We start from the raw sequence: 19,417 nt of genomic DNA on the forward strand, positions 1-19,417 counted from the left end.
TCGGGGCACACGACGAGGGGAACCGACATGGAACACCACACTCCGAGACGCCGCGGCCGCGCGGCGTTGACACTCGGCGCCGTCCTGATCGCCGGCGCGATCGCACTGCCCGGCACCGCCGAGGCCGTCGGGCAGCTCGCGCTCGATCAGCACGGCGGCGCACAGCGCGCAGCCGGCGACCAGACCCGGTCGGTCCAGCAGGCCATCGTGCGAGCCGGCGCGAAGAACGTCATCCTGCTCATCGGCGACGGGATGGGCGACTCCGAGATCACCATCGCGCGCAACTACCAGTACGGGGCCGCGGGCCGGCTGCCGGGCCTCGACGCGCTTCCGCTGACGGGCTCGTACACGACCTACTCGCTCACCAAGGACGGTGCGGACAAGGGCAAGCCGGACTACGTCACCGACTCCGCGGCCTCGGGCAGCGCCTGGGCGACCGGCACCAAGACCTACGACGGCGCCATCTCCGTCGACCAGGACGGCGCGCCGCAGCAGACGCTCCTGGAACTCGCGAAGGCGAACGGCCTCCGGACCGGCAACGTCTCGACCGCCGAGATCCAGGACGCCACCCCGGCCGTCCAGGTCGCGCACGTCGGCGCTCGCTCCTGCTACGGACCGGACACCGCCTCGTGCGGCACCGACGCGCTGCAGAACGGTGGCCTCGGCTCGATCAGCGAGCAGCTGCTCGGCGCACGCCCAGACGTCACCCTCGGCGGCGGCTCGGCGAGCTTCTCGCAGACCGCCAAGGCCGGTCAGTGGCAGGGTGAGACGCTGTTCGACCAGGCAGCCGACCGTGGGTACCAGGTCGTCTCCGACGCAGCCGGTCTCACCGGGGTGCGCCGAGCGGACCAGGCGAAGCCGCTGCTCGGGCTGTTCACGCCCGGCAACTTCCCGACCCGGTACGCGCCCACGACGGCCACCGTCGGCGGGGCCGACCAGGCACCGGTGACCTGCCAGGCGAACCCGGCGCGGTTGTCGACCGACCTGTCGCTGCAGTCGCTGACGGACAAGTCGATCGCCCTGCTGGACCGCGACCGCGACCGCGACCGCGGCAAGCACAGCAAGGGCTTCTTCCTGCAGGTCGAGGGCGCGAGCATCGACAAGCAGGACCACGCGGCCGACGCCTGCGGCCAGATCGGTGAGACGATCGACTTCGACGAAGCCGTGCAGTCCGCGCTCGCGTTCGCGAAGCGGGACGGCAACACCCTCGTCATCGCGACGGCGGACCACGCCCACTCGAGCCAGATCGTCGACGGCACGCCGCCGACCTCGCTGTCCACCGCCCTGCGCACCGCGGACGGTGCCACGATGAAGGTCTCCTACGGCACGGCAGGTGCCGGCTCCTCCCAGCAGCACACCGGAACGCAGGTCCGGATCGCGGCCTACGGTCCCGGGGCGGCGAACGTGGTCGGCCTGACCGACCAGACCGACACGTTCTCCACCGTCTCGGAGGGGCTGCGGTTGAACGACGACCTCGCCGCGCTGAGCCGTGGTGCCCGGGTCGACCTGTCCGATCGTTCGCCGCACCGCGGTGAGCGGGTCACCCTGACGGGCAGCCGGTTCGCCGGAGACCGCCAGGTCCGGGTGCGCGTCGGAGGTGCTGACCTCGGCACGGTGGACGTCGTGGACGGCACGGCTGCCACCCGGTGGAGAGCCGAACGGGGTACAACGACGGTGACGTTCACCGGCGTGCAGTCCGGCACCGAGGCGACGGTGCGGGTGCGCCTGCGCTGATCGGAGCGTGCTGCGCGGCACGAGGTCGGGCGGCGCGAGGTCGCCCGACACGCCGCCAGGTCGACGCCGAGGTTCCGCGGATGCGCATCTGGGCACGCCGGGTGCGCAGATCTCGGAACCTCGGCGGACGTGAGCGGCGCGGCGCGCGAGCGGGGCCGGTGAGCGGCGGGCCGCGTCAGGCGGACGGGCGGACCAGGCCGGCCTCGTACGCCAGCACCACGGCGTGCACCCGGTCGCGCAACTGCAACTTCGCCAGCACCCGCCCCACGTGGGTCTTGACGGTCTGCTCCGCGATGAACAGGTCGCCCGCGATCTCGCCGTTCGACCGCCCGCGCGCCATGAGCAGGAACACGTCGCGCTCCCGGTCGGTCAGGACGTCGAGCACCTCGGGGCGCCCAGCGGCGGTGACCGGTCCGGCGACGAACGCCTCGACCAGGTGCCGGGTCACGCGCGGCGCGAGCAGTGCCTCGCCCGCGGCCACCGTGCGCACCGCGGCGACGAGCTCGTCGGCACTCGCGTCCTTGAGCAGGAAACCGCTCGCCCCGGCCCGCAGGGCGTCGAACACGTAGTCGTCGATGTCGAACGTCGTCAGCATGACCACGCGGACGGGTCGGTCCGTCGGCGCCGCCGTGATCCGTCGGGTCGCCTCGATCCCGTCGAGTTCCGGCATCCGGACGTCCATCAGGATCACGTCCGGCTGCAGCCGGATCGCCGCGACCACCGCCTCGGCACCGTTCGCAGCCTCGCCGACGACCTCGACGTCGTCCTGTGCCTGGAGGATCGCCCGCAGTCCCATGCGGAACATCTGCTGGTCGTCCACCACCATCACCCGCGTCATCGGCTTCCCCGTCGGCTGCCGGCACGCGGACGGGCAGGGTCACCACGACCGCGAAGCCCCCGTCCGCCACGGGGCCGTGGTCGATCGTGCCGTCGAGCGCCGTCACCCGCTCGCGCATCCCGGCCAGGCCGAAGCCACCGTCGTCGGGTGGAGCGGCCGGCACGGTGCCAGCGGGTGGAGCGGTGTTGGCGACCTCGACCCGGAGACGCGTGTCGAGCCTCCTGACCGTCACGACGGTGGACGCGCCGGGCGCGTGCCGGGCGACGTTGCCGAGCGCCTCCTGCACGACCCGGTAGACGGTGAGCTGTGCGAGCCGGTCGACGTCGTCGGCGACGTCGACGTCGAGCTCCACGGGGATGCCGGCGGCGCGCGTGGCCTGCGCGAGCGTGGGCAGGTCGGCGAGGTCCGGCTGCGGCGCGCGTTCGGCGGCGGTGTCCCCGCGCAGGGTGCCGAGCAGCTGACGCATCTCGCGCAGCGCGGTGCGCGAGGTCTCGGCGATCGCGGCGAACTCGGCGCGGGCCTCCTGCGGCAGGTCGGCCACCCGGTACGGAGCCGACTCCGCCTGCATGTGCACGACGGACATGCTGTGCGCGACGACGTCGTGCAGCTCGCGGGCGATCCGGGAGCGCTCCTCGACGGTGCGGCGCCGGGCCTGCTCGAGCTCGGCGTCGCGGCGGGCGGCGACGAGCTCCTGGCGGATGCTGCGGCGCTGTCCGACGACGACGGCGGCGGCGGCGACCAGGAGCGTGTCGCCGGCGGACACGACGAAGCTCGTCGCCCAGACGGCGGGCTGGTCCCAGCGGCCCGGCGTCACGGCGACCAGCAGCAGGGGAGGACGGCTGCGACGGCCCAGACGACCGCGGTCAGCCGCCAGGTCGAGCGGACCCCGAGCACGACGAGCAGGACGCTCAGGCCGATGATGCCGGTGACCGGGATCGGCCAGGGGCTCGTCTCGACCGGGGCGGTGAGCAGGCCGAGCGCGACGAGTCCGACCAGGTGGGCGGCGGCGGCGGTGCGGGGGACGAACGGGGCGATGCCGATGCTGACCGCGAGCACCGCCGACACGAGCAGGGAGAGCGGGACCGCGACGGCGTAGTACACCGAGGTCACCGGGGCGGCGACGCTGAACAGGGACACCACCGCGACCACGAGTGCGATCCGGGTCGCCAGCGGCAGCCAGGTCGGTCGCGGGCGGAGCAGGGCGGTGGTCACGGTCGGACGATCTCTCCGGTGGGGACGATGCGGGGTGTGGCGGACGGGGCGTGTGCGACGGGTGCGGTGCCCGGGGTGGGCACGTCGGTCGCGGGCACGCCGGTCGTGGGTGCGATCGCGGCGGCCGCTCGTGCGGTACGGGCCTCGCGCCTGCGGCTGATGGTACCGATGACCCGGTCGACCGCGATGCCGAGGCCGCCCGCGACCACCATCGACACCAGGGCGGCGACGAGCGGCTCGTGCAGCACCTGCGACGCGGCCAGGGCGATCCCGACCGACGTCGCGGACCACGCCGTCCCGGCGATCGCACTGATGGCGAGGAAGCGACGGTAGGGCAGCCGTGTCGCGCCGGCGGTCGTGTTCACCGCGACCCGGCCGACGGGGATGTAGCGGCCGACCAGGATCAGGCTGGCGGACCGGCGCTGCATCTGACGTTCGGCGAACGCGAACGCCGCCGCGATCCGCGGTCGCCGGGACTGCGCCAGGCGCGCGAGTCCGATCCGGCGGCCGATCCAGTACGCCACCGAGTCACCCGCGATCGCCCCCACCGCGGCGGCCGCCAGCACCCCGGCCAGGACGGGCTGGCCGGACGTCGCGGCGATGGCGGCGACGGCGACGAGGGCCGACTCACTCGGGACCGGCGGGAAGAAGCCGTCGACGAAGCACAGGGCGACGAGCAGGACGTAGACGAGCGGACTCGCAGCCAACTCGACGACGAACGGGGTGATCTGGTCGAACACGGCGACGCTCCCTCCGCCGACGGACCTCGTCGACGGGTTCGACGCTACGGAGCGCCCGGGGCGCTGCCATCCCGCCGGGGTCTCGACGACCCCCTACTGCGGTATGACCTTTCCGTCCGTGGTCCCCTCGGGGTCGGGCCCGGCTGCGGTCGCTGCCGACGCGGCCGCGGCGTCGCGGATGCGTCGGACCACGGCCGTCGTGGAGTGCTCGGGGACGTAGTCGACCATCACCACCTCGCCGCCGTACCCGCGCACGACCGCCGTCTCGCGGAGCATCTCGGGCGAGTAGTCGCCGCCCTTGACGTAGACCTCGGGGCGCAGCCGTTCGATGAGCGGGATCGGGGTGTCGGTCGCGAACACCGTCACCAGGTCGACGCAGGCCAGGGCGGCAATCACCCCGGCGCGGTCCTCGGCCGGGTTGATCGGACGTTCCGGGCCTTTCAGCCGCCGCACCGAGTCGTCGTCGTTCAACGCGACGACGAGCAGGTCGCCGAGGTCTCGGGCCTGGCGCAGGTACGTCGTGTGCCCACGGTGCACGACGTCGAAGCAGCCGTTCGTGAACACCACGCGCCGACCGACCTGACGGGCCCGTTCCACTGCGGCCGCGAGTTCCTCGTGGTCGACGACGGTGGCTGCCGGTGCCGTCACCGAGTCGAGCAGGGCGGCGGCGCTGCAGACCGACGTCCCGGCCTCGCGGACGACGACGTCCGCGGCGGCCTGGGCAACGGAGACGGCGTCGCGGACGGACGCGTCTACCGCGAGTGCCACCGTCGCTGCGGCGCAGAACGTGTCCCCGGCGCCGGACGCCTGCTGCTCGGAGGCCGGCACCGCTCGGGTGCGGAAGCCCTCGTCCGTGTCGGGCTCGAGCAGCACGGTGCCGTCCCGGTCGAGCGTGACGACGGCGGCGCGGGCACCGGTCCGTGCGAGGACGTCGGCTCGTGCGCCCAGGACGGCGGCCACCCGGTCGGCGCCGGTCCCGAGGTCGCGTCCGAGCAGTGCTGCGGTCTCGCCGGCGTTCGGCGTGACGAGGTCGGGTCGCAACGACGCCCAGCGGGGCAGGTCGTGTGCGTCGACGACGATCGACCCGGGGCGGTCGCGGTCGAGCACCGGGACGACGTCCTCGGCACGGACGCCGAGTCCGTAGTCGCAGACGACCGCGGCGTCGGCGCATCGAACGGCTCGGGCGACGGCACGTGCCAACCGCTCGTTGTGGTCGGCGGTCGGGGTGCCGGCCAGGTCGTCGACCCGGACCACGACCCGGTCGCCGCCCACCACGCGGGACTTCGTGGTGGTGCGCGCCCCGGTGATCTCGACCAGGAACGTGGTGTCGACGCCCGCGGCCTCGAGCCGTTCGCGCAGGACGTCGCCGGCGTCGTCGTCGCCGATGAGTCCGACGATCCGGACACGGGCACCGAGCGCGCGGGCGTTCACCGCGGTGTTCGCCGCGCCGCCGGGCACCGCGACGGTCTCGGTGACCCGGACGACGGGTGCAGGGGCCTCGCGCGAGACCCGCTCGGCCTCGCCCACGGTCCACCGGTCGAGGATGCAGTCGCCGATCACGACGACGAGTGGTTCGCGGTCGTCGATCGTGGCGACCACGTCGCGGACGAGCCGGACGTCGACGCTCATCGCGTGCCGCCGGCCGTGCGTGCGGGGGCGGGTTCGAGGTGCACGACCGTGGTGGTGGTCATCTCGTCGAGCAGGTGCGGGCCGTACCCGAAGCCCGCTCCGGAGGCACGGCGCGGCTGGGCGCTGCCGCCCGGTGCCCCGCCGAACACCGCGTTGACCTTGACGGTGCCGACCGGCAGTTCCGCGGCGGCGCGCAGGGCGTGACCGGTGTCGTTCGTCAGGACGGTGGCGGCCAGACCGTACCGGTCGGCGGCGGCGAGCCGGAGCCCCTCGTCGAAGTCGTCGACGACGCGGACCGGCGCGATCGGACCGAAGGTCTCCTCGGTCATCACGAGCATGTCGTCGGTGCAGTCGGTGAGCACGGTCGCCGGGTAGAACGACCCGGCACCGTCCGGGGTGACCCCACCGGTCCGTGCCGCAGCACCGCGCTGCAGGGCGTCGTCGACGTGGGACTGCACCGTGCTGCGCAGCCGGTCGTCGACCAGCGGACCGTAGGTCGTCGCGGGCGCGGCGGTGCGGCGCTCCGCCTCGGCCACGAGGGCGGCGACGAAGGGCTCGGCGACGGCGCGGTGCACGTAGACGCGCTCGACGCTGGTGCAGATCTGCCCGGTGTTCGCGAACGCGCCGAGCGCCACCTGGGCGGCGGCCCACTGCGGGTCGACGTCGGCGTCGACGACGACCGCGTCGTTCCCGCCGTTCTCACGGACCACGTGGGCACGGGTCGCGACGGCGATCTCGGACAGCCGGTCACCGGTCGCGGTGGACCCGACGTGCGCGTACACGTCGATGCCGTCCTGGGCGAGCAACAGTTCGCCGGTGGCCCCGTCCCCGTCCACGCCGACGAGCACGCCGTCGGGCAGGACGTCGGCGAGCAGGGCGTTCAGGCGCGCGATGGTGGCGGGGGACCGCTCGCTGCCCTTGTGCACCACGGTGTTGCCCGTCACGATCGCGGCACCGAGGATGCCGCAGGCCACGGCGACCGGGTCGTTCCACGGCGTCAGGGCGAGCACGACCCCGCGGGGGTGCGGGACGGCCCAGTCGGCCGCCCCGAACTGCCCGCGCAGGGCCTCGCCGCGGTGCACCGGTCCGAGCTCGGCGTACTGCACGAGCGTCCCGACCCCGGCCTCGACCCCACCGAGTGCGTCACCCGGCACCTTGCCGGTCTCGCGGGTGTTCAGGTCGGCGAGCTCCTGCGCGTGCGCGCGGACGTGCTCGGCAGCCGCGTGCAGCAGCGCCCCGCGCTCGGCCGGGGCGGTGCGGGCCCAGGAGCCGGCAGCTGCCCGGGCGCGAGCGACCGCATCGCGGACGTCGGCTTCGGAGGCCCGGGGCACGGTCGACGCGACCGTGCCGTCGACGGGGTCGGTCACCACCAGGTCCGTGGCGGCGTCGGCAGCAGCGGGTGCGATCGTCATGGTGTCCTTCCGGAGGGCGTACGGGGGTCAGACGGTGCTCGGACACCGCTGTGTGCCGACTCGATTCCGCGCTTCGTGTCCATCGGTGGCCGTCAGCCGCCCGGTGCTGGACGTCCCACCGGCATCCGACCGGTAGACGAGAGGCGTGCAGCAGATCGGTGTGGGTGGAGAGCGGTTCGACGGCGTGACCGAGATCGCGGTGCTCCGCGGTGGAGGCCTCGGCGACCTGATGTTCGCCGTGCCAGCCCTCGAAGCCCTCGCCGCGGCCTACCCGGACGCGCGTGTCACGCTCCTCGGCACGCCCGCCGCGGCAGCGGTCCTGCGCGGCCGGACGGACGCCGTGCACGCCTTCGAGGAACTCCCGGTCGCACCGGGTGTCCGCGACTCCGGCGACGACGCTCCCGATGCCGAGGACTTCTTCGGTCGGCTGTGGGGCCGGTTCGACCTCGCGGTGCAGTTGCACGGTGGTGGCCGCAACTCGAACCCGTTCCTGCTCCGGCTCGGCGCCCGGCACACCGTCGGCACCGCAACCGAGGACGCCGAGGTCCTCGAGCGCTGGGTGCGCTACGTCTACTACCAGCACGAGGTCCTGCGTGCCCTCGAGGTCGTGTCGCTCGCGGGGGCCGCCCCGTGACGCTCGACCCGCGGGTGCGCGTGTCCGACGACGAGCGATCGGCGGTCCGCGAGCGGCTGGGCGTCGCGGGGACGGCATCCGGCTCCTGGCGATCCACCCCGGCGCGACGGATCCGCGCCGCCGATGGAGCCCCTCGCGCTTCGCCGAGGTCGCCCGTGTCCGGCTCGCCGCCGGGGACGACGTGGTGCTCGTCGGCGACGCATCCGACGTACCGGCGTCGACCGCCATCGTCGACGCGCTGCCCGCCGACCTCGCCGGACGCGTGCACGACCTGACCGGCGCCGTGCCGCTCCGCGAGCTCCCCGCCGTGCTCGCCGCCGCCGACGTCATGGTCGGCGACGACTCCGGCCCGCGGCACCTGGCGGTCGCCGTCGGGACCCCCACGGTCGGCGTGTTCTGGTTCGGCAACGTCGTCAACGCCGGGCCGTTCGACCGCGGGCGTCACCGCGTGCACCTGTCCTACGTGACGCGCTGCCCGGTCTGCGGGATCGACGTCACGCAGGTGGGGTGGACGGCCGAGCGCTGCGCGCACGACCCGTCCTACGTCGACGAGGTCGACCCGCAGCGGGTTCTCGACGACGTCGCCGACCTGCTCCGCACCGTCTGACCGCGGCGCGCTGGTCCCGCCCGGATCCGGAAAGCGACAGTCTGCCGCGAACGTTCCGCGCGGAACCGTCGCGTTCGCGGCAGGGACGGACCGGCGCCGCGGAGATCTGTCGCTTCGGCGGGGTGGTCCGGTCCACCGCCGGACGGGAGGCACGGTGCCAATCCGGCATGCGCCTCCCGTCCGCCCCGTGGCGACGACCAACGCGCGGTGCGAGGTTGACCACTCCGTGCAGGTCTCCGTCCCCGCACCGAGTGATCAACCTCGCACCAGGCGGAGGCGCGGCGCGCAGCGAGCGCCTACGGCCAGCTCGGCTCCGTCGCGGGCATGATCGACAGCTCCCGGATCTCGCAGCCGGCCGGCTGCGACAGCGCGAAGAGGATCGCGTTCGCGACGTACTCCGGCTCGATGAGCTGCGCGTCCGGACCCGGCTTGTACTGCTCGGTGCGGTCGGCGAAGAAATTCGTGCGCATGCCGGCCGGGATCACGTTGGTGACACCGATGCGGCCGGCGGTCTCGGCGGCCAGGGCCTGCGAGAAGCCGCGGACACCGAACTTCGACGCCGAGTAGGCGGTGCCGTCGCCGACGCCGCGCAGGGCGAGCGAGGACGAGATCGTCACGACGCGGCCGTGCGCCGCCTCGAGGGCGGGCAGAGCGGCGCGGACGACCGAGGCGGTGCCGATCAAGTTGACCGCGACGATCTTCTCCCAGTTGCCGGAGGAGATCGCGTCGATCGGTGCCGGGGTGTCGATCCCCGCGGCGGTCACGACCGCGTCGAGTCCGTCGTGACGCTCGGCCGCCTGGCGGACCGCCTGCTCGACCGCGTCCGTGTCGGACACGTCGACGGCCACGGCGTCGATGCCCTCGGACACCGCGTCGACGCGCAGGTCGAGGACGATCGGGGTGCCGCCGGCATCGACGACCGCGGCGACGACCGCTGCGCCGAGTCCGGAGGCGCCGCCGGTGACGAGCACGCGGCCGATGGGGGTGGTGGGGACGGGCATGGACTTCCTTCCGTAGGGGCGTGGATCCGTCGGACTCAGCCGACGTGTTCGAGCGCTGCGGCGAGCCGGGTCGTCGAGCGGCCGGGGTGGAACGGGACGGTGACGACGCGTCCGCCCCACTCGGCGAGGGTCGCGGCCTCGGGCAGCTCGCTCGCGGTGTAGTCGCCGCCCTTCGCCCAGACGTCCGGGCGGAAGCGGCGGAGCGCCTCGTCGGGGGTGTGCTCGTCGAACACCACGACGGCGTCGACGCAGTCCAGGGCGAGCAGCAGTTCGACGCGGTCGTCCTGGGTCATGATCGGCCGGTCCGGACCCTTGAGCGCTCGCACCGAGCTGTCGGAGTTGAGGCACACGACCAGGCAGTCGCCGAGTGCCCGCGCCGCGGACAGGGTGCGGGCGTGCCCGGCGTGCAGCAGGTCGAAGCAGCCGCCGGTCGCGACGACGGTACCGCCGGCGCCCCGGACGTCGTGGACGGTGCGCAGGGCGTCGCGGTCGGCGCCGGGGAGCGGCGCGGGGACGTCGGCGGCGAAGAGCGCGGTGACCCCGCCCGCGGCGAGGTACTCGGACGCCGCGAGGACACCGGCGGCGAGCGCCTCGGCCACGTCGGCGCCGGAGGCCAGCGCGACGGCGACACCGGCCGCCAACCGGTCGCCGGCGCCGCACGGGTCGCCGGCGGTGACGGAGGGCGCCGGCACGAAGCGGCTGTCCGAACGGTCGTCGGCGAGGAGTGCTCCGCGGTCACCGAGCGTCACCGCGACGGCGCCGACGCCCCACTGCTCGACGAGGGCCGCCGCGGCCACGGTCGCGAAGGGCACGCCGTGGCCCTCGACGTCGGTGAACCGGCGGGCTTCGGCGGCGTTCGGGGTGGCCACGGTGATCCCGGGCACGGGTGCGGCGCCCTTCGGGTGCGGGTCCCAGACCACGGGGGTGTGCTCGGCGACGCGCGCGAGGGCCTCCCGCAGCGCCGGAGCGGCGGCGACCCCGCGGCCGTAGTCGGCGACGACGATCGCGTCGACGTCGTCGAGGGCGGCCGTCATGGCGTCGGTGGTCTCGGGCACGGGCGGAGTGGCACAGCCCTCGTCGATCCGGACCAGCGCGTGGTCGACGACGCGCACGCGGGTCTTCACCGGCGTCGGGGCACCGGAGGGCCCGGCCACCACGGTGACGTCGGGGAGCAGGTCGCGGAGCTCCTGCGCGCGGGTGTCGTCGCCCAGGACGGTGACCAGGGTGACGTCGTGTCCGTCGCGCACCAGCATCGTGGCGACGAGTCCGGCACCCCCGGCGCGGCGGTCGTCGGTCGTGACGTCGACCACGGGCACGGGCGCGTCCGGGCTGAGCCGATCGCTGGTGCCGGCCACGTCGACGTCGAGCAGGGTGTCGCCGACGACGACGATGCGCAGGCGTCGACCCGCAGCGCGGTCCGGCGCGGCCGGTCGCTGCGCTGCCGGCTGCTGCGGCGTCATCGTCGGACCCCGCGGCGCAGTGCGGGCTCCATCGCCCGGCACAGGGCGTGCACGAGCACCAGCTGCGCCTCCTGCACGTTGGCGGACGGCCCCGCGATGCAGACCGCGTCGTCCACCGCCTCGGCGAGGGGTTCGGCCGCGGACCGGTCATCGCGATCGTCCGGGCGCCGACGGCACGGGCGGCCTCGGCGGCGCGGAGCAGGTTCGGGCTCTTGCCGCTCGTCGACAGCAGGACGACGACGTCACCCGCCCGGGCGTGCGCCGACACCTGCCGGGCAAAGACCTGGTCGAAGCCGTAGTCGTTGCCGATCGCCGTGACGGCCGAGGTCTCCGCGTGCAGCGAGATCGCGGAGTAGGCGGGGCGGTCGCCGTCGAACCGTCCGGTGAGCTCCGAGGTCAGGTGCTGCGCCTCGGCGGCCGACCCGCCGTTGCCCGCCGCGAGCAGGCGGCGCCCGGCGACGAGCCGGGCCGCGATGTCGTCGGCCCAGGCGGCGATGTGGTCTCGGTGGTCGACGAGGGAGGCGATCACGGGGACCGCGGCGGCGACGTGGTCGAGCACGATGCGTGCACTCGCGGTCGTGTGCTCGTCGATGCCGGGCTGCTGGTCGATGGTCATCGGGCGGTCCTCTCGGTCGGCTGTGCGGCACGCGGGACCCGTCCGGCGTGGGTGGCGGGGCGCTGCGGCGCACCCGCCGTGGTGGTCGGTGCGGCCACGGCGATCGCACCGGCGAGGAGCCGCTCGTAGACGCGCTCGCTGTCCGCGGCGACCTTCTGCCACGTGTACCGCGATTCCGCACGTGCACGGCCGGCGCGTCCGAGGGCCTCGCGGCGGTCCGGGTCGTCGAGCAGGGCGCCGACGGCAGCGGCGACCTCGGCCTCGTCGCGCGGCGGGACGTGCAGGCCCGTGCCGTCCTCGACGACGGTGTCGATGAGCCCACCGACGCTCGACGCGACGACGGGTCGACCGCAGGCCATCGCCTCGAGCGGGACGATGCCGAACGGCTCGTACCAGGGTGCGCAGACCACGACGTCGGCGCTCCGGTACACGGCGGGCATCTCGTGCTGCCCCAGCTGTCCGCGGAAGGTCACGTGGTCACGGACCCCGAGCGACCGCGCGAGCGCGTCGAGCCGCTGGTACTCGGGGTCGTCCACCAGGTCGGCCCCGGCGACGCCGGCACCGCCGACGACCACGAGTTCGACGTCGCGCCCCTCGGCGACCAGTGCGGCGAGCGCGGCGATGGTCGTACCGACGCCCTTGCGACGGACCAGCCGCGACACGGTGAGCACCCGCTGCCGACGGCCGCGCTCCTCGACGGGTCCGTCGGGCCGGAACAGCGCGACGTCGACGCCGCACGGGACGACGGAGATGCGCTGCAGGGGGACGCCGAGGGCCTTGAGTTCGAAGGCTTCGTCGGAGCACGTCGCGACGACCTGGTCGGCGCTCCGTCCGACGGCCGGTTCGAGCCACTCGCGCTCGGCGGGACTCGTGTCCGCGGAGCCCTGGTGTCGACGCTTGACGACGCCGAGCGCGTGGAAGGTCTGCGCGACGGCGATGCGGGTGCCGCCGGTCCGGGCCTGCACCTGGGCGACGGCGTCGAGTGCCGCGTGCCCGGACATCCAGAAGTGGGCGTGCACGACGTCGGGTCGATCCACGAACCACTCCGCGGCGAGCACCGACGCGAACGTCCCCATGAAGGGGAACAGCTCGTCCTTCGGCACGTGCCGCGCCGGACCGGCGTCGACGTGCACGACGTCGACGCCCGGACGCAGCGGCACCCGGACCGGCGCGGACGCGTCGTCGCGCCGCGTGTAGACGGTCACCTGGTGCCCGCGGTCCGCGAGCGCCCCGGACAGTTCGGCCACGTGGACGTTCTGTCCGCCGGCGTCGACACCGCCCAGCACGGCGAGCGGGCTCGCGTGCTCCGACACCATCGCGATCTTCATCGGAGGCTCCCCTCGAACGTGGCGGCAGCCGCACGGTCGCGTCCGGCACCGCGGGTCACGGTGTCGTCGAGCAGGTCGTCCCAGTCGGCGGTGAAACGGCCGAGCGCGTGCCGTGCGAGCACGGCCTCCCGTGCCACGGCGCCCCGTCGGCGCGCTTCGTCGGGGTCCTCGATGAGGATCCGGGAGGCCCGCACCAGCTCCTCGACGTCGGTCGCGATCGCGCCGGCCTCGCCCGGCACCGTGCGGGCCGCGTCCGTCGTCGCGAGCACCAGGACCGGCATCGCCAGGTGCATCGCCTCGAGGAGTGACAGGCCGAGCGAGGTCCACCGGTTCGGGTGGACGTACGCGCGGCGTTCGGCGAGTGCCGTGTGCATCGGGTCCGAGGGCACGTCACCGCGGGCGACCACGGCGTCGCCGAAGCCGAGCTCCGGCAGCCGTTCGGTGCCCATGCCCCAGACGTCGACGGGGGCCACGGTCGCGAAGCGGGGAGCAGGTCGGTGCCGACGACGCGGTCCCGACGGACGGGTTCGTTGATGACGACGCCGAGGCGGTCGAGCGAGCCGGTGTAGCGCGGGCCGGGGTCGACGACGCCGTGTTCGACGACCGTGGTGCGCGTGGTGCCGCAGTCCCACATGAGCGCGTTCCAGTGCGTGACGTGCGCGATGGTCAGGTCGTCGCGGTCGCGGAACGGGTGGAGGCTGTTCGGCACGCCGGCGCGGGGCGCGTTGTGCTCGACGAAGACGATCGGCACGTCGCGGCCGGCGAGCAGGCGCTTCGCCGCGTCGAGCTCCTCGGTGCGTTGCAGGACGACCACGTCGACCTCGGCGTCGGCGACGTCGGCGGGGTCGATCTCGATCGCGGACGCCGGCCAGGCGCGCCCGCCACGTCCCAGGCCCCAGGCATCGCGCGCCGGCGTGGTCGGGATCAGGTAGTCGTGCGGGCCGCGGACGAAGGCGTCCATCCAGCCGCCGTGGACGTGCCAGACGAGGATGCGCATGGAGGGCCTTCCGTTCGGGTCGGGGCAGCGGGAGGGTGTCGCGGTACGGGCGGGTCGGAGTCGAGAAGCCCGAGCAGTGGAGGACGCTACGCAGCACCTTCTGGCGCGCTCCGCAGACTTCTCGGTTCCATCCGCGAAGCGCGGACGAGCAGTCGTTCGTGGGCTGCGAGCACGTCCTCGATGCGCACCGTGGACAGGCACGGGTGCCCGGCGACGGGGCACTCCCGCGCCCGGCTGAGCCGGCACGGCGCGGACTGGTCCCCGAGCAGTTCGACCAGCGGTGCGTACGGCGCCCACTTGACGGCGGGGACGACCGGCGAGAAGAGGCTGACGATCGGTACACCGACCGCCGCGGCGAGGTGCGCCGGCCCGGTGTTGCCGACGACGACGACCTCGGCTCCGGCCAGGACCGCGGCGAGTTCGGCGGGCGTGGTCCGTCCGCCGAGGTCGATGCCGGTGGCGCCGGCGACGGCGGCCGTGAGGTCGCGTTCACCGGGGAGCCGGTGACGACGACGGCCACGCCGCGCTCGGCGTAGGCGGCGACGAGCTCGCGGTGGTGCGATGCCGGCCACGACCGGGCCGGCACGCTCGCGCCGGGGTGCACGACCACGTACCGTCCCAGCCCGGCCACGGACCGGGGTGCGACGGCGTCGTGACGCACCGCGAGCCTCCCGTCGTCCTCCGGCGGCAGCCGGAACCCGGCCGCCTCGGCGATCCGCAGCGCGCGCTCGGGCTCGGGGACGTCCTCGGGCAGGTCCTCGCCGGGTCGCAGGCGGACGTCGAGGAGCGCCCCGGGTGGTCGACCGAGGCCCCGGAGACGCGGGGGACACCGGCGAGGCGGAGGAGCAGCGCCAGGGGCAGCGGCGACTGGTGGAACGAGGTGAGGACGACCGCTTCATCGGGACGCTCCTCGGCGACGAGCGCGCGGAACTCGGCGAGCACGGCGTCGTCGATCGGCCGCGTGGTCTCGGTGACCCAGGGCGCTGCCCACACCCGGACGCGGTCCACGCCGGGCAGCAGGTCGGCGGCCGGAGCGCCCTGCGGTCCGCACAGCATCGTGACGTGCGAGGCCCCGGCGGCGACGGCGCGGACGGCAGGGCCGGCGACCAGGACGTCACCGAACGAGTCGAGGCGCGCCACGAGGACGCGGGGACGGCTCACGTGCGGTCCGTCTCGACGGTCGACGGTCCGGCCGAGGCGATCACCAGGTCGACGGCCTCGGCGAGGGTCGCCGCGACGGTCTCGGCGGCGGCGACCTCCTCGGGCCGCGTGCGCGGGGTCGGCACGAGCACGCCCTGCGCCCCTGCGGCCCGCGCCGCCTGCACGTCGGCGCCGATGTCGCCGACCACCACGAGCGCCTCCGGCGGGACCCCGAGTCGCTCGGCGGCATCGAGGACCATGCCCGGCCGCGGCTTCCGGCAGGCGCAGTCGTCGCCGGCGTCGTGCGGGCAGACGCACCAGACGTCGAACGGTCCGACGAGTGCGTCCACGCGGGCGTTCGTCGCGTCGACCTGCTCGCGCGTCGCGAGGCCCTTCGCGACCACGGACTGGTTCGTGACCACGCCGAGCAGCAGCCCGGCTGCACGAGCCCGCTCCACGGCGCGACGGGCACCGGGGACGGGCACCACCAGGCGCGGGTCGGCGTTGTACGGGACGTCCACGACGAGGGTGTCGTCGCGGTCGAAGAGCAGGCCGCGGATCGCGCGGTCCGGTGCGAGGGGCATGGCACCGGAGTACCGGTCGGCGGCCGCGTGCCGGCTCAGGACAGCCGGGGAACGCGCCCGCTGCCGACGCCACCAGCGGGCACCGCCTACCGTCGCGCCCGTGACCGCACTCGAGACCCTGCCCGCCGCCGACGGACGCCCGGAACTCGTCGTCCTCCGCGCCATCAAGCTCGGCGACCTCCTGGTCGCCGTCCCTGCGCTCCGTGCCCTGCGACGGGCGTTCCCCGACCACCGCATCACCCTCGCGACGACCGCGTGGCTGGCGCCCGTCGTCGAGCTCGTCCCCGCCGTGGACGTCCACCTGGCCCAGCACGGCCTCGACCACCCGATCAACGTCCCCGCCGGCACGGTCGACGTCGCGGTGAACCTGCACGGCGCGGGCCCCGAGTCGTCCGACCTGATCGCCGCCCTGCAGCCCCGTCGGGTCATCGGGCACGCCGACCCGACCCACGGCTACGACGGTCCGGAGTGGCCGTCCGACGTGCACGAGCGCGACCGCTGGGCGGACCTGCTCACCTGGCACGGCGTGCCCGCCGACGCCGACGACGTGGCCGTCGACCGCCCGGCGGCACCGCCCGTGGTCGCCGACGCCGCGGTCGTCCACGTGGGTGCGTTCCACGGGGCGCGGCACTGGCCCACGGACCGCTTCGCCGACGTGGTGCGCGGACTGCGGGAGCGCGGTGCCGACGTGGTCCTGACGGGAGGCGCGGACGACGTCGTCCGCGCCCGTGCCGTCGCCGACGCGGCCGGCCTGGCGCCGGGGGCGGTCCTGGCCGGCTCCCTGGGGCTGCAGGAGTTCGCCGGCGTCATCGCCGCGGCGCGGCTCGTGGTCACCGTCGACACCGGTGCCGCGCACCTCGCGACCGCCTACGGCGTGCCGTCGGTGGTGCTCTTCGGGCCGGCGCCGCCGGAGGCCTGGGGACCGCCCGCATCGGGTCCGCACATCGTGCTCACCGATGCCTCGGTCCGGCGTGGCGACGTCTTCGCCGAGGACCCCGACCCGGCGATCCTGGCGGTCGGCGCGGCCGACGTGCTCGCCGCGGTGGACCGGCTCGACGTGCTCGGGGTGACCGCACAGGCGACCGACCGGTAGCGTCGACCGAGAGCCACCCGGACACACCGGGCACTCGGAAGGAGTCCTTCGTGTTCGAAGCCGCCAACATCCGTGACTGGATCGGCCTGCCCGTCGTCGACGAGGCCGAGGACAAGGTCGGGACGCTCGAGAGCATCTACTACGACACGGCCACGTCCGAGCCGGCGTTCGGTGCGCTCACGACCGGGATGGTCGGCTTCCAGAAGCTCGTGTTCGTCCCCCTCGTCGGGGCGACCGTCGCACCGAAGCACCTGCGCGTGACCTTCCCGAAGAAGCTCGTGAAGGACGCACCCTCCATCGCGACCGACGGTGAACTCGACGCCGCGACCGAGCCCGAACTGTTCCAGCACTACGGCCTCGAGTACCGCACGGGCAGCGGCGGCGAGCGCCGCCTCGGACGCCGCTGAGGCCGGAACTGCTCCGCATCACCCGCCGACCACTGCGCGCCGCCCTGGCGGTGGTCGGCGCCGTCTGTCTCGTGGCGGCGGGCCTCGGCGGGTCCGTCGGCGCGCCGACGGCCTCCGCGGCGCCGATGTGGCCGGTGCCGGAGCCGTACCCCGTGACCACCGACCCCGCCGAGTCGCTCGACGCGATCCCGCCGGGCAGTGAGTACGTGGCGCTCGGCGACTCCTACTCGGCCGGGTACGGCCTGGGGGACCACACCGGGCTGCCCACGAACGCGTGCGTGCAGTCGGCGCGCGACTACCCGCACCGGCTCGCTGCGCAGTTCGGGCTCGCCCTGACCGACGTCACCTGCGCCGGCGCCACGAGCGACGACGTCACCACGGGCCACCAGTTCAAGGGGGTCCCACCCCAGATCGAGTCGTTGTCCGACCGCACCCGACTGGTGACCCTGACGATCGGCGGCAACGACGCGGACCTGTTCGGCACGGCAGCCTCGTGCCTGGCGGTCTCCGCGAACGGCCCGGTGTTCTCGGGTCGCGACGCCCCGTCGTGCGAGAGCACCCTGGTGCAGGACGGCGTCGACCAGCTCGCCGTGAAGATCCAGTCACGAGTGGCCCTCGGCATCGCCGACACCCTCGGCGCGGTGCAGCGGGCCGCCCCGAACGCCGTCGTCGTGTTCCTCGGGTACCCGGCGATCTTCCCGGACGCCGAGGACACCCCCGCGAAGGGCTGCTTCCGGTCCGCACTCGACCTCGGCACCCTGGCGGGCTCGTTCCCGTCGGACACCTACCCCTTCACGGACACCGACGTCGAGTACCTGCACGGGGTCCAGGACGAACTCAACGAGGTCTCCCGGTCCGCTGCCGCCGCCGCCGGGGTGCGGTTCGTCGACGTCTTCGCGAGCACGCAGGACCACTCGCCGTGCGCCGCGTCGAAGCGCTACGTGGCCGGGGTGACGCTCACCGGTTCCGGTGACCTGCGGAAGATCGACCTGGAGGCGGGCGCCCTGCACCCGAACGAGCGCGGCGTCACGTACCTGACCGCGCGGATGGCCGCCGCGATCCGCGCCCTCGCCGGCTGATCCCACCGGTGGTCTCGATCGCCGTGGCCGCTCGGCTGTCCGGGTGCGCCGCCGGCGGGACCACGCAGACCGGGGCAGCGGTCTCGCGCACGACGTCGTGGAGCAACGAGCCCGAGAGCGCGCGCACGTGCCCGCGACCGAGCACCACCAGCGACGCACGGCGGGTGTGCGAGGCGATCGCGTGACCCGGGTGGCCCTCGACCAGCAGCGGACGGAGGCGCAGCGAGGGGTACCGCGCCGTCAGCACGGACGTCACCCGTTGCAGCAGCTCGGCGTTGCTGGTGCGCCACCGGAGCGGGTCCTCGGCGAAGTCGGTCAGTCCCGTCCGGGTGAGCACGGGCATCTCCCACGCGCGCAGGAGCGTCAGCCGTCGGTTCCGCCGGACGGCCTCGTCGACGGCGATGGACACCGCACGTTCGTCGATCGGGTCCTCCACCGCGAGCACCACGTCGCCGTCGATCGGGTGCGGACCCTCCGGCACGACCACGGTCGGGACGGCAGCGCGCTCGGCGACCCGCGCCGGGTCGCCGCCGGCCGTCGATCCGCGCCGGTGGCGGAAGCTCCCGATCACGAGCAGGTCACCGCCGTCCGACTCCTCGACCAGGGCTGCGGCGAACGGACCCGCGTGCCGGAGCACCTCGACCGCCACACCGGGCAGGGCGGTCCGCGCGGCCTCGGCGAGCTGGTCGGCGACCGGCGTCCGGCCCTCCAACGCGTGGTCGGCGCCGATGATCCGCAGCCGCTCGACACCGGCACCGGCGCGGGCCACGATCCACCGCAGGGCCTCGTCGTGGGGCATCGCCGCGTCGGCGGCCAACGTCACCGTCGTCCATCGCTCGTCCATCCCGATCGGCCTCCTCCGTCGCAGGCTTCGGGGGCGTCACCTGGCGCTCCGTGCGCCACACG

General features: G+C 74.5%; 17 protein-coding genes and 3 pseudogenes. 6 read left to right on the top strand and 14 right to left on the bottom strand.

Going from position 1 to position 19,417, the window contains the following annotated elements:
* The first annotated feature begins 27 nt into the window (after window positions 1-27).
* Window positions 28-1,734 (top strand): alkaline phosphatase, encoded by a 1,707-nt coding sequence (gene phoA / locus JN350_RS12415; protein ID WP_205462408.1) that lies wholly within the window; start codon window positions 28-30, stop codon window positions 1,732-1,734.
* Window positions 1,735-1,909: 175 nt separating this feature from the next.
* On the opposite strand, the gene JN350_RS12420 is transcribed toward phoA, so the two are convergent.
* From JN350_RS12420 to JN350_RS12440, 6 genes and pseudogenes are all read right to left on the bottom strand, one after another.
* Entirely contained in the window at window positions 1,910-2,572 is a 663-nt protein-coding gene (locus tag JN350_RS12420; protein WP_205462409.1) for a response regulator, read from the bottom strand.
* 37 nt (window positions 2,573-2,609) lie between these two features.
* Window positions 2,610-3,386, bottom strand: a pseudogene (locus JN350_RS20940) (sensor histidine kinase); the annotation flags it as partial.
* Entirely contained in the window at window positions 3,383-3,784 is a 402-nt protein-coding gene (locus JN350_RS19550; RefSeq protein ID WP_240347302.1) for a hypothetical protein, read from the bottom strand. The pseudogene JN350_RS20940 and the gene JN350_RS19550, both read right to left, overlap by 4 nt.
* Window positions 3,781-4,524 carry a DedA family protein gene (locus JN350_RS12430; RefSeq protein ID WP_205462410.1) on the bottom strand — a complete coding sequence of 248 codons (744 nt, stop codon included), beginning with the start codon at window positions 4,522-4,524 and terminating at the stop codon, window positions 3,781-3,783. Before JN350_RS12430 ends, JN350_RS19550 begins: the two co-directional genes overlap by 4 nt.
* A gap of 93 nt (window positions 4,525-4,617) precedes the next feature.
* A complete protein-coding gene (gene rfaE2 / locus JN350_RS12435; RefSeq protein WP_205462411.1) occupies window positions 4,618-6,153 on the bottom strand; it encodes a D-glycero-beta-D-manno-heptose 1-phosphate adenylyltransferase in 1,536 nt (511 codons plus the stop codon).
* Window positions 6,150-7,565 (bottom strand): aldehyde dehydrogenase family protein, encoded by a 1,416-nt coding sequence (locus JN350_RS12440; RefSeq protein ID WP_205462412.1) that lies wholly within the window; start codon window positions 7,563-7,565, stop codon window positions 6,150-6,152. Before JN350_RS12440 ends, rfaE2 begins: the two co-directional genes overlap by 4 nt.
* 145 nt (window positions 7,566-7,710) lie before the next feature.
* Here JN350_RS12440 and JN350_RS19555 point away from each other — a divergent pair, with 145 nt between their 5' ends.
* A complete protein-coding gene (locus JN350_RS19555; protein ID WP_240347303.1) occupies window positions 7,711-8,199 on the top strand; it encodes a glycosyltransferase family protein in 489 nt (162 codons plus the stop codon).
* Window positions 8,159-8,806: a glycosyltransferase family 9 protein gene (locus JN350_RS19560; RefSeq protein ID WP_240347304.1), complete on the top strand. Its 648-nt coding sequence runs from the start codon at window positions 8,159-8,161 to the stop codon at window positions 8,804-8,806. Before JN350_RS19555 ends, JN350_RS19560 begins: the two co-directional genes overlap by 41 nt.
* A 296-nt stretch (window positions 8,807-9,102) precedes the next feature.
* Here JN350_RS19560 and JN350_RS12450 read toward each other — a convergent pair whose 3' ends face one another.
* The 7 genes and pseudogenes from JN350_RS12450 to JN350_RS12480 all read right to left on the bottom strand — a co-directional run bounded on the left by JN350_RS12450 (window position 9,103) and on the right by JN350_RS12480 (window position 16,097).
* Window positions 9,103-9,807, bottom strand: coding sequence for an SDR family oxidoreductase (locus JN350_RS12450; RefSeq protein ID WP_205462413.1), 705 nt, complete (start codon window positions 9,805-9,807; stop codon window positions 9,103-9,105).
* A gap of 35 nt (window positions 9,808-9,842) precedes the next feature.
* A complete protein-coding gene (locus JN350_RS12455; RefSeq protein ID WP_205464452.1) occupies window positions 9,843-11,204 on the bottom strand; it encodes a PfkB family carbohydrate kinase in 1,362 nt (453 codons plus the stop codon).
* A 265-nt stretch (window positions 11,205-11,469) separates the two neighbouring features.
* Window positions 11,470-11,883, bottom strand: a pseudogene (locus tag JN350_RS12460) (D-sedoheptulose-7-phosphate isomerase); the annotation flags it as partial.
* Window positions 11,880-13,211, bottom strand: coding sequence for a glycosyltransferase (locus JN350_RS12465; protein WP_205462414.1), 1,332 nt, complete (start codon window positions 13,209-13,211; stop codon window positions 11,880-11,882). The pseudogene JN350_RS12460 and the gene JN350_RS12465, both read right to left, overlap by 4 nt.
* Window positions 13,208-13,684 carry a glycosyltransferase gene (locus JN350_RS20945; RefSeq protein ID WP_461962986.1) on the bottom strand — a complete coding sequence of 159 codons (477 nt, stop codon included), beginning with the start codon at window positions 13,682-13,684 and terminating at the stop codon, window positions 13,208-13,210. Before JN350_RS20945 ends, JN350_RS12465 begins: the two co-directional genes overlap by 4 nt.
* Before the next feature lie 610 nt (window positions 13,685-14,294).
* Window positions 14,295-15,369 (bottom strand): annotated as a pseudogene (locus tag JN350_RS12475) (glycosyltransferase family 9 protein).
* A complete protein-coding gene (locus tag JN350_RS12480) occupies window positions 15,366-16,097 on the bottom strand; it encodes an HAD-IIIA family hydrolase (RefSeq protein ID WP_461962988.1) in 732 nt (243 codons plus the stop codon). Before JN350_RS12480 ends, JN350_RS12475 begins: the two are co-directional and overlap by 4 nt.
* Here JN350_RS12480 and JN350_RS12485 point away from each other — a divergent pair.
* The 3 genes from JN350_RS12485 (at window position 16,033) to JN350_RS12495 (ending at window position 18,511) form a co-directional block, all read left to right on the top strand.
* Window positions 16,033-17,025, top strand: coding sequence for a glycosyltransferase family 9 protein (locus JN350_RS12485; RefSeq protein ID WP_240347305.1), 993 nt, complete (start codon window positions 16,033-16,035; stop codon window positions 17,023-17,025). The two genes, JN350_RS12480 and JN350_RS12485, sit on opposite strands and share 65 nt — an antisense overlap.
* A 50-nt stretch (window positions 17,026-17,075) precedes the next feature.
* Window positions 17,076-17,432, top strand: a complete 357-nt coding sequence (locus JN350_RS12490; RefSeq protein WP_111084060.1) for a PRC-barrel domain-containing protein — start codon at window positions 17,076-17,078, stop codon at window positions 17,430-17,432.
* A 152-nt stretch (window positions 17,433-17,584) separates the two neighbouring features.
* Window positions 17,585-18,511 (top strand): SGNH/GDSL hydrolase family protein, encoded by a 927-nt coding sequence (locus JN350_RS12495; RefSeq protein ID WP_205462417.1) that lies wholly within the window; start codon window positions 17,585-17,587, stop codon window positions 18,509-18,511.
* Here the strand turns inward: JN350_RS12495 and JN350_RS12500 are convergent.
* A complete protein-coding gene (locus JN350_RS12500; RefSeq protein WP_205462418.1) occupies window positions 18,459-19,355 on the bottom strand; it encodes a universal stress protein in 897 nt (298 codons plus the stop codon). The genes JN350_RS12495 and JN350_RS12500 overlap by 53 nt on opposite strands.
* Window positions 19,356-19,417 lie beyond the last annotated feature (62 nt).

The sequence above is a fragment of the Curtobacterium sp. 24E2 genome (assembly GCF_016925595.1).
In the GTDB taxonomy this organism is placed as follows: Bacteria; Actinomycetota; Actinomycetes; order Actinomycetales; family Microbacteriaceae; genus Curtobacterium.

Coding starts and splice junctions, on each gene's coding strand:
- phoA (WP_205462408.1), top strand. CDS start 28: ATGGAACACCACACTCCGAGACGCCGCGGCCGCGCGGCGTTGACACTC.
- JN350_RS12420 (WP_205462409.1), bottom strand. CDS start 2,572: ATGACGCGGGTGATGGTGGTGGACGACCAGCAGATGTTCCGCATGGGA.
- rfaE2 (WP_205462411.1), bottom strand. CDS start 6,153: ATGAGCGTCGACGTCCGGCTCGTCCGCGACGTGGTCGCCACGATCGAC.
- JN350_RS12440 (WP_205462412.1), bottom strand. CDS start 7,565: ATGACGATCGCACCCGCTGCTGCCGACGCCGCCACGGACCTGGTGGTG.
- JN350_RS12450 (WP_205462413.1), bottom strand. CDS start 9,807: ATGCCCGTCCCCACCACCCCCATCGGCCGCGTGCTCGTCACCGGCGGC.
- JN350_RS12465 (WP_205462414.1), bottom strand. CDS start 13,211: ATGAAGATCGCGATGGTGTCGGAGCACGCGAGCCCGCTCGCCGTGCTG.
- JN350_RS12480 (WP_461962988.1), bottom strand. CDS start 16,097: ATGGCGCGGAGGACGACGAGTTCCGGGCGTCCGTCGGCGGCGGGCAGG.
- JN350_RS12500 (WP_205462418.1), bottom strand. CDS start 19,355: ATGGACGAGCGATGGACGACGGTGACGTTGGCCGCCGACGCGGCGATG.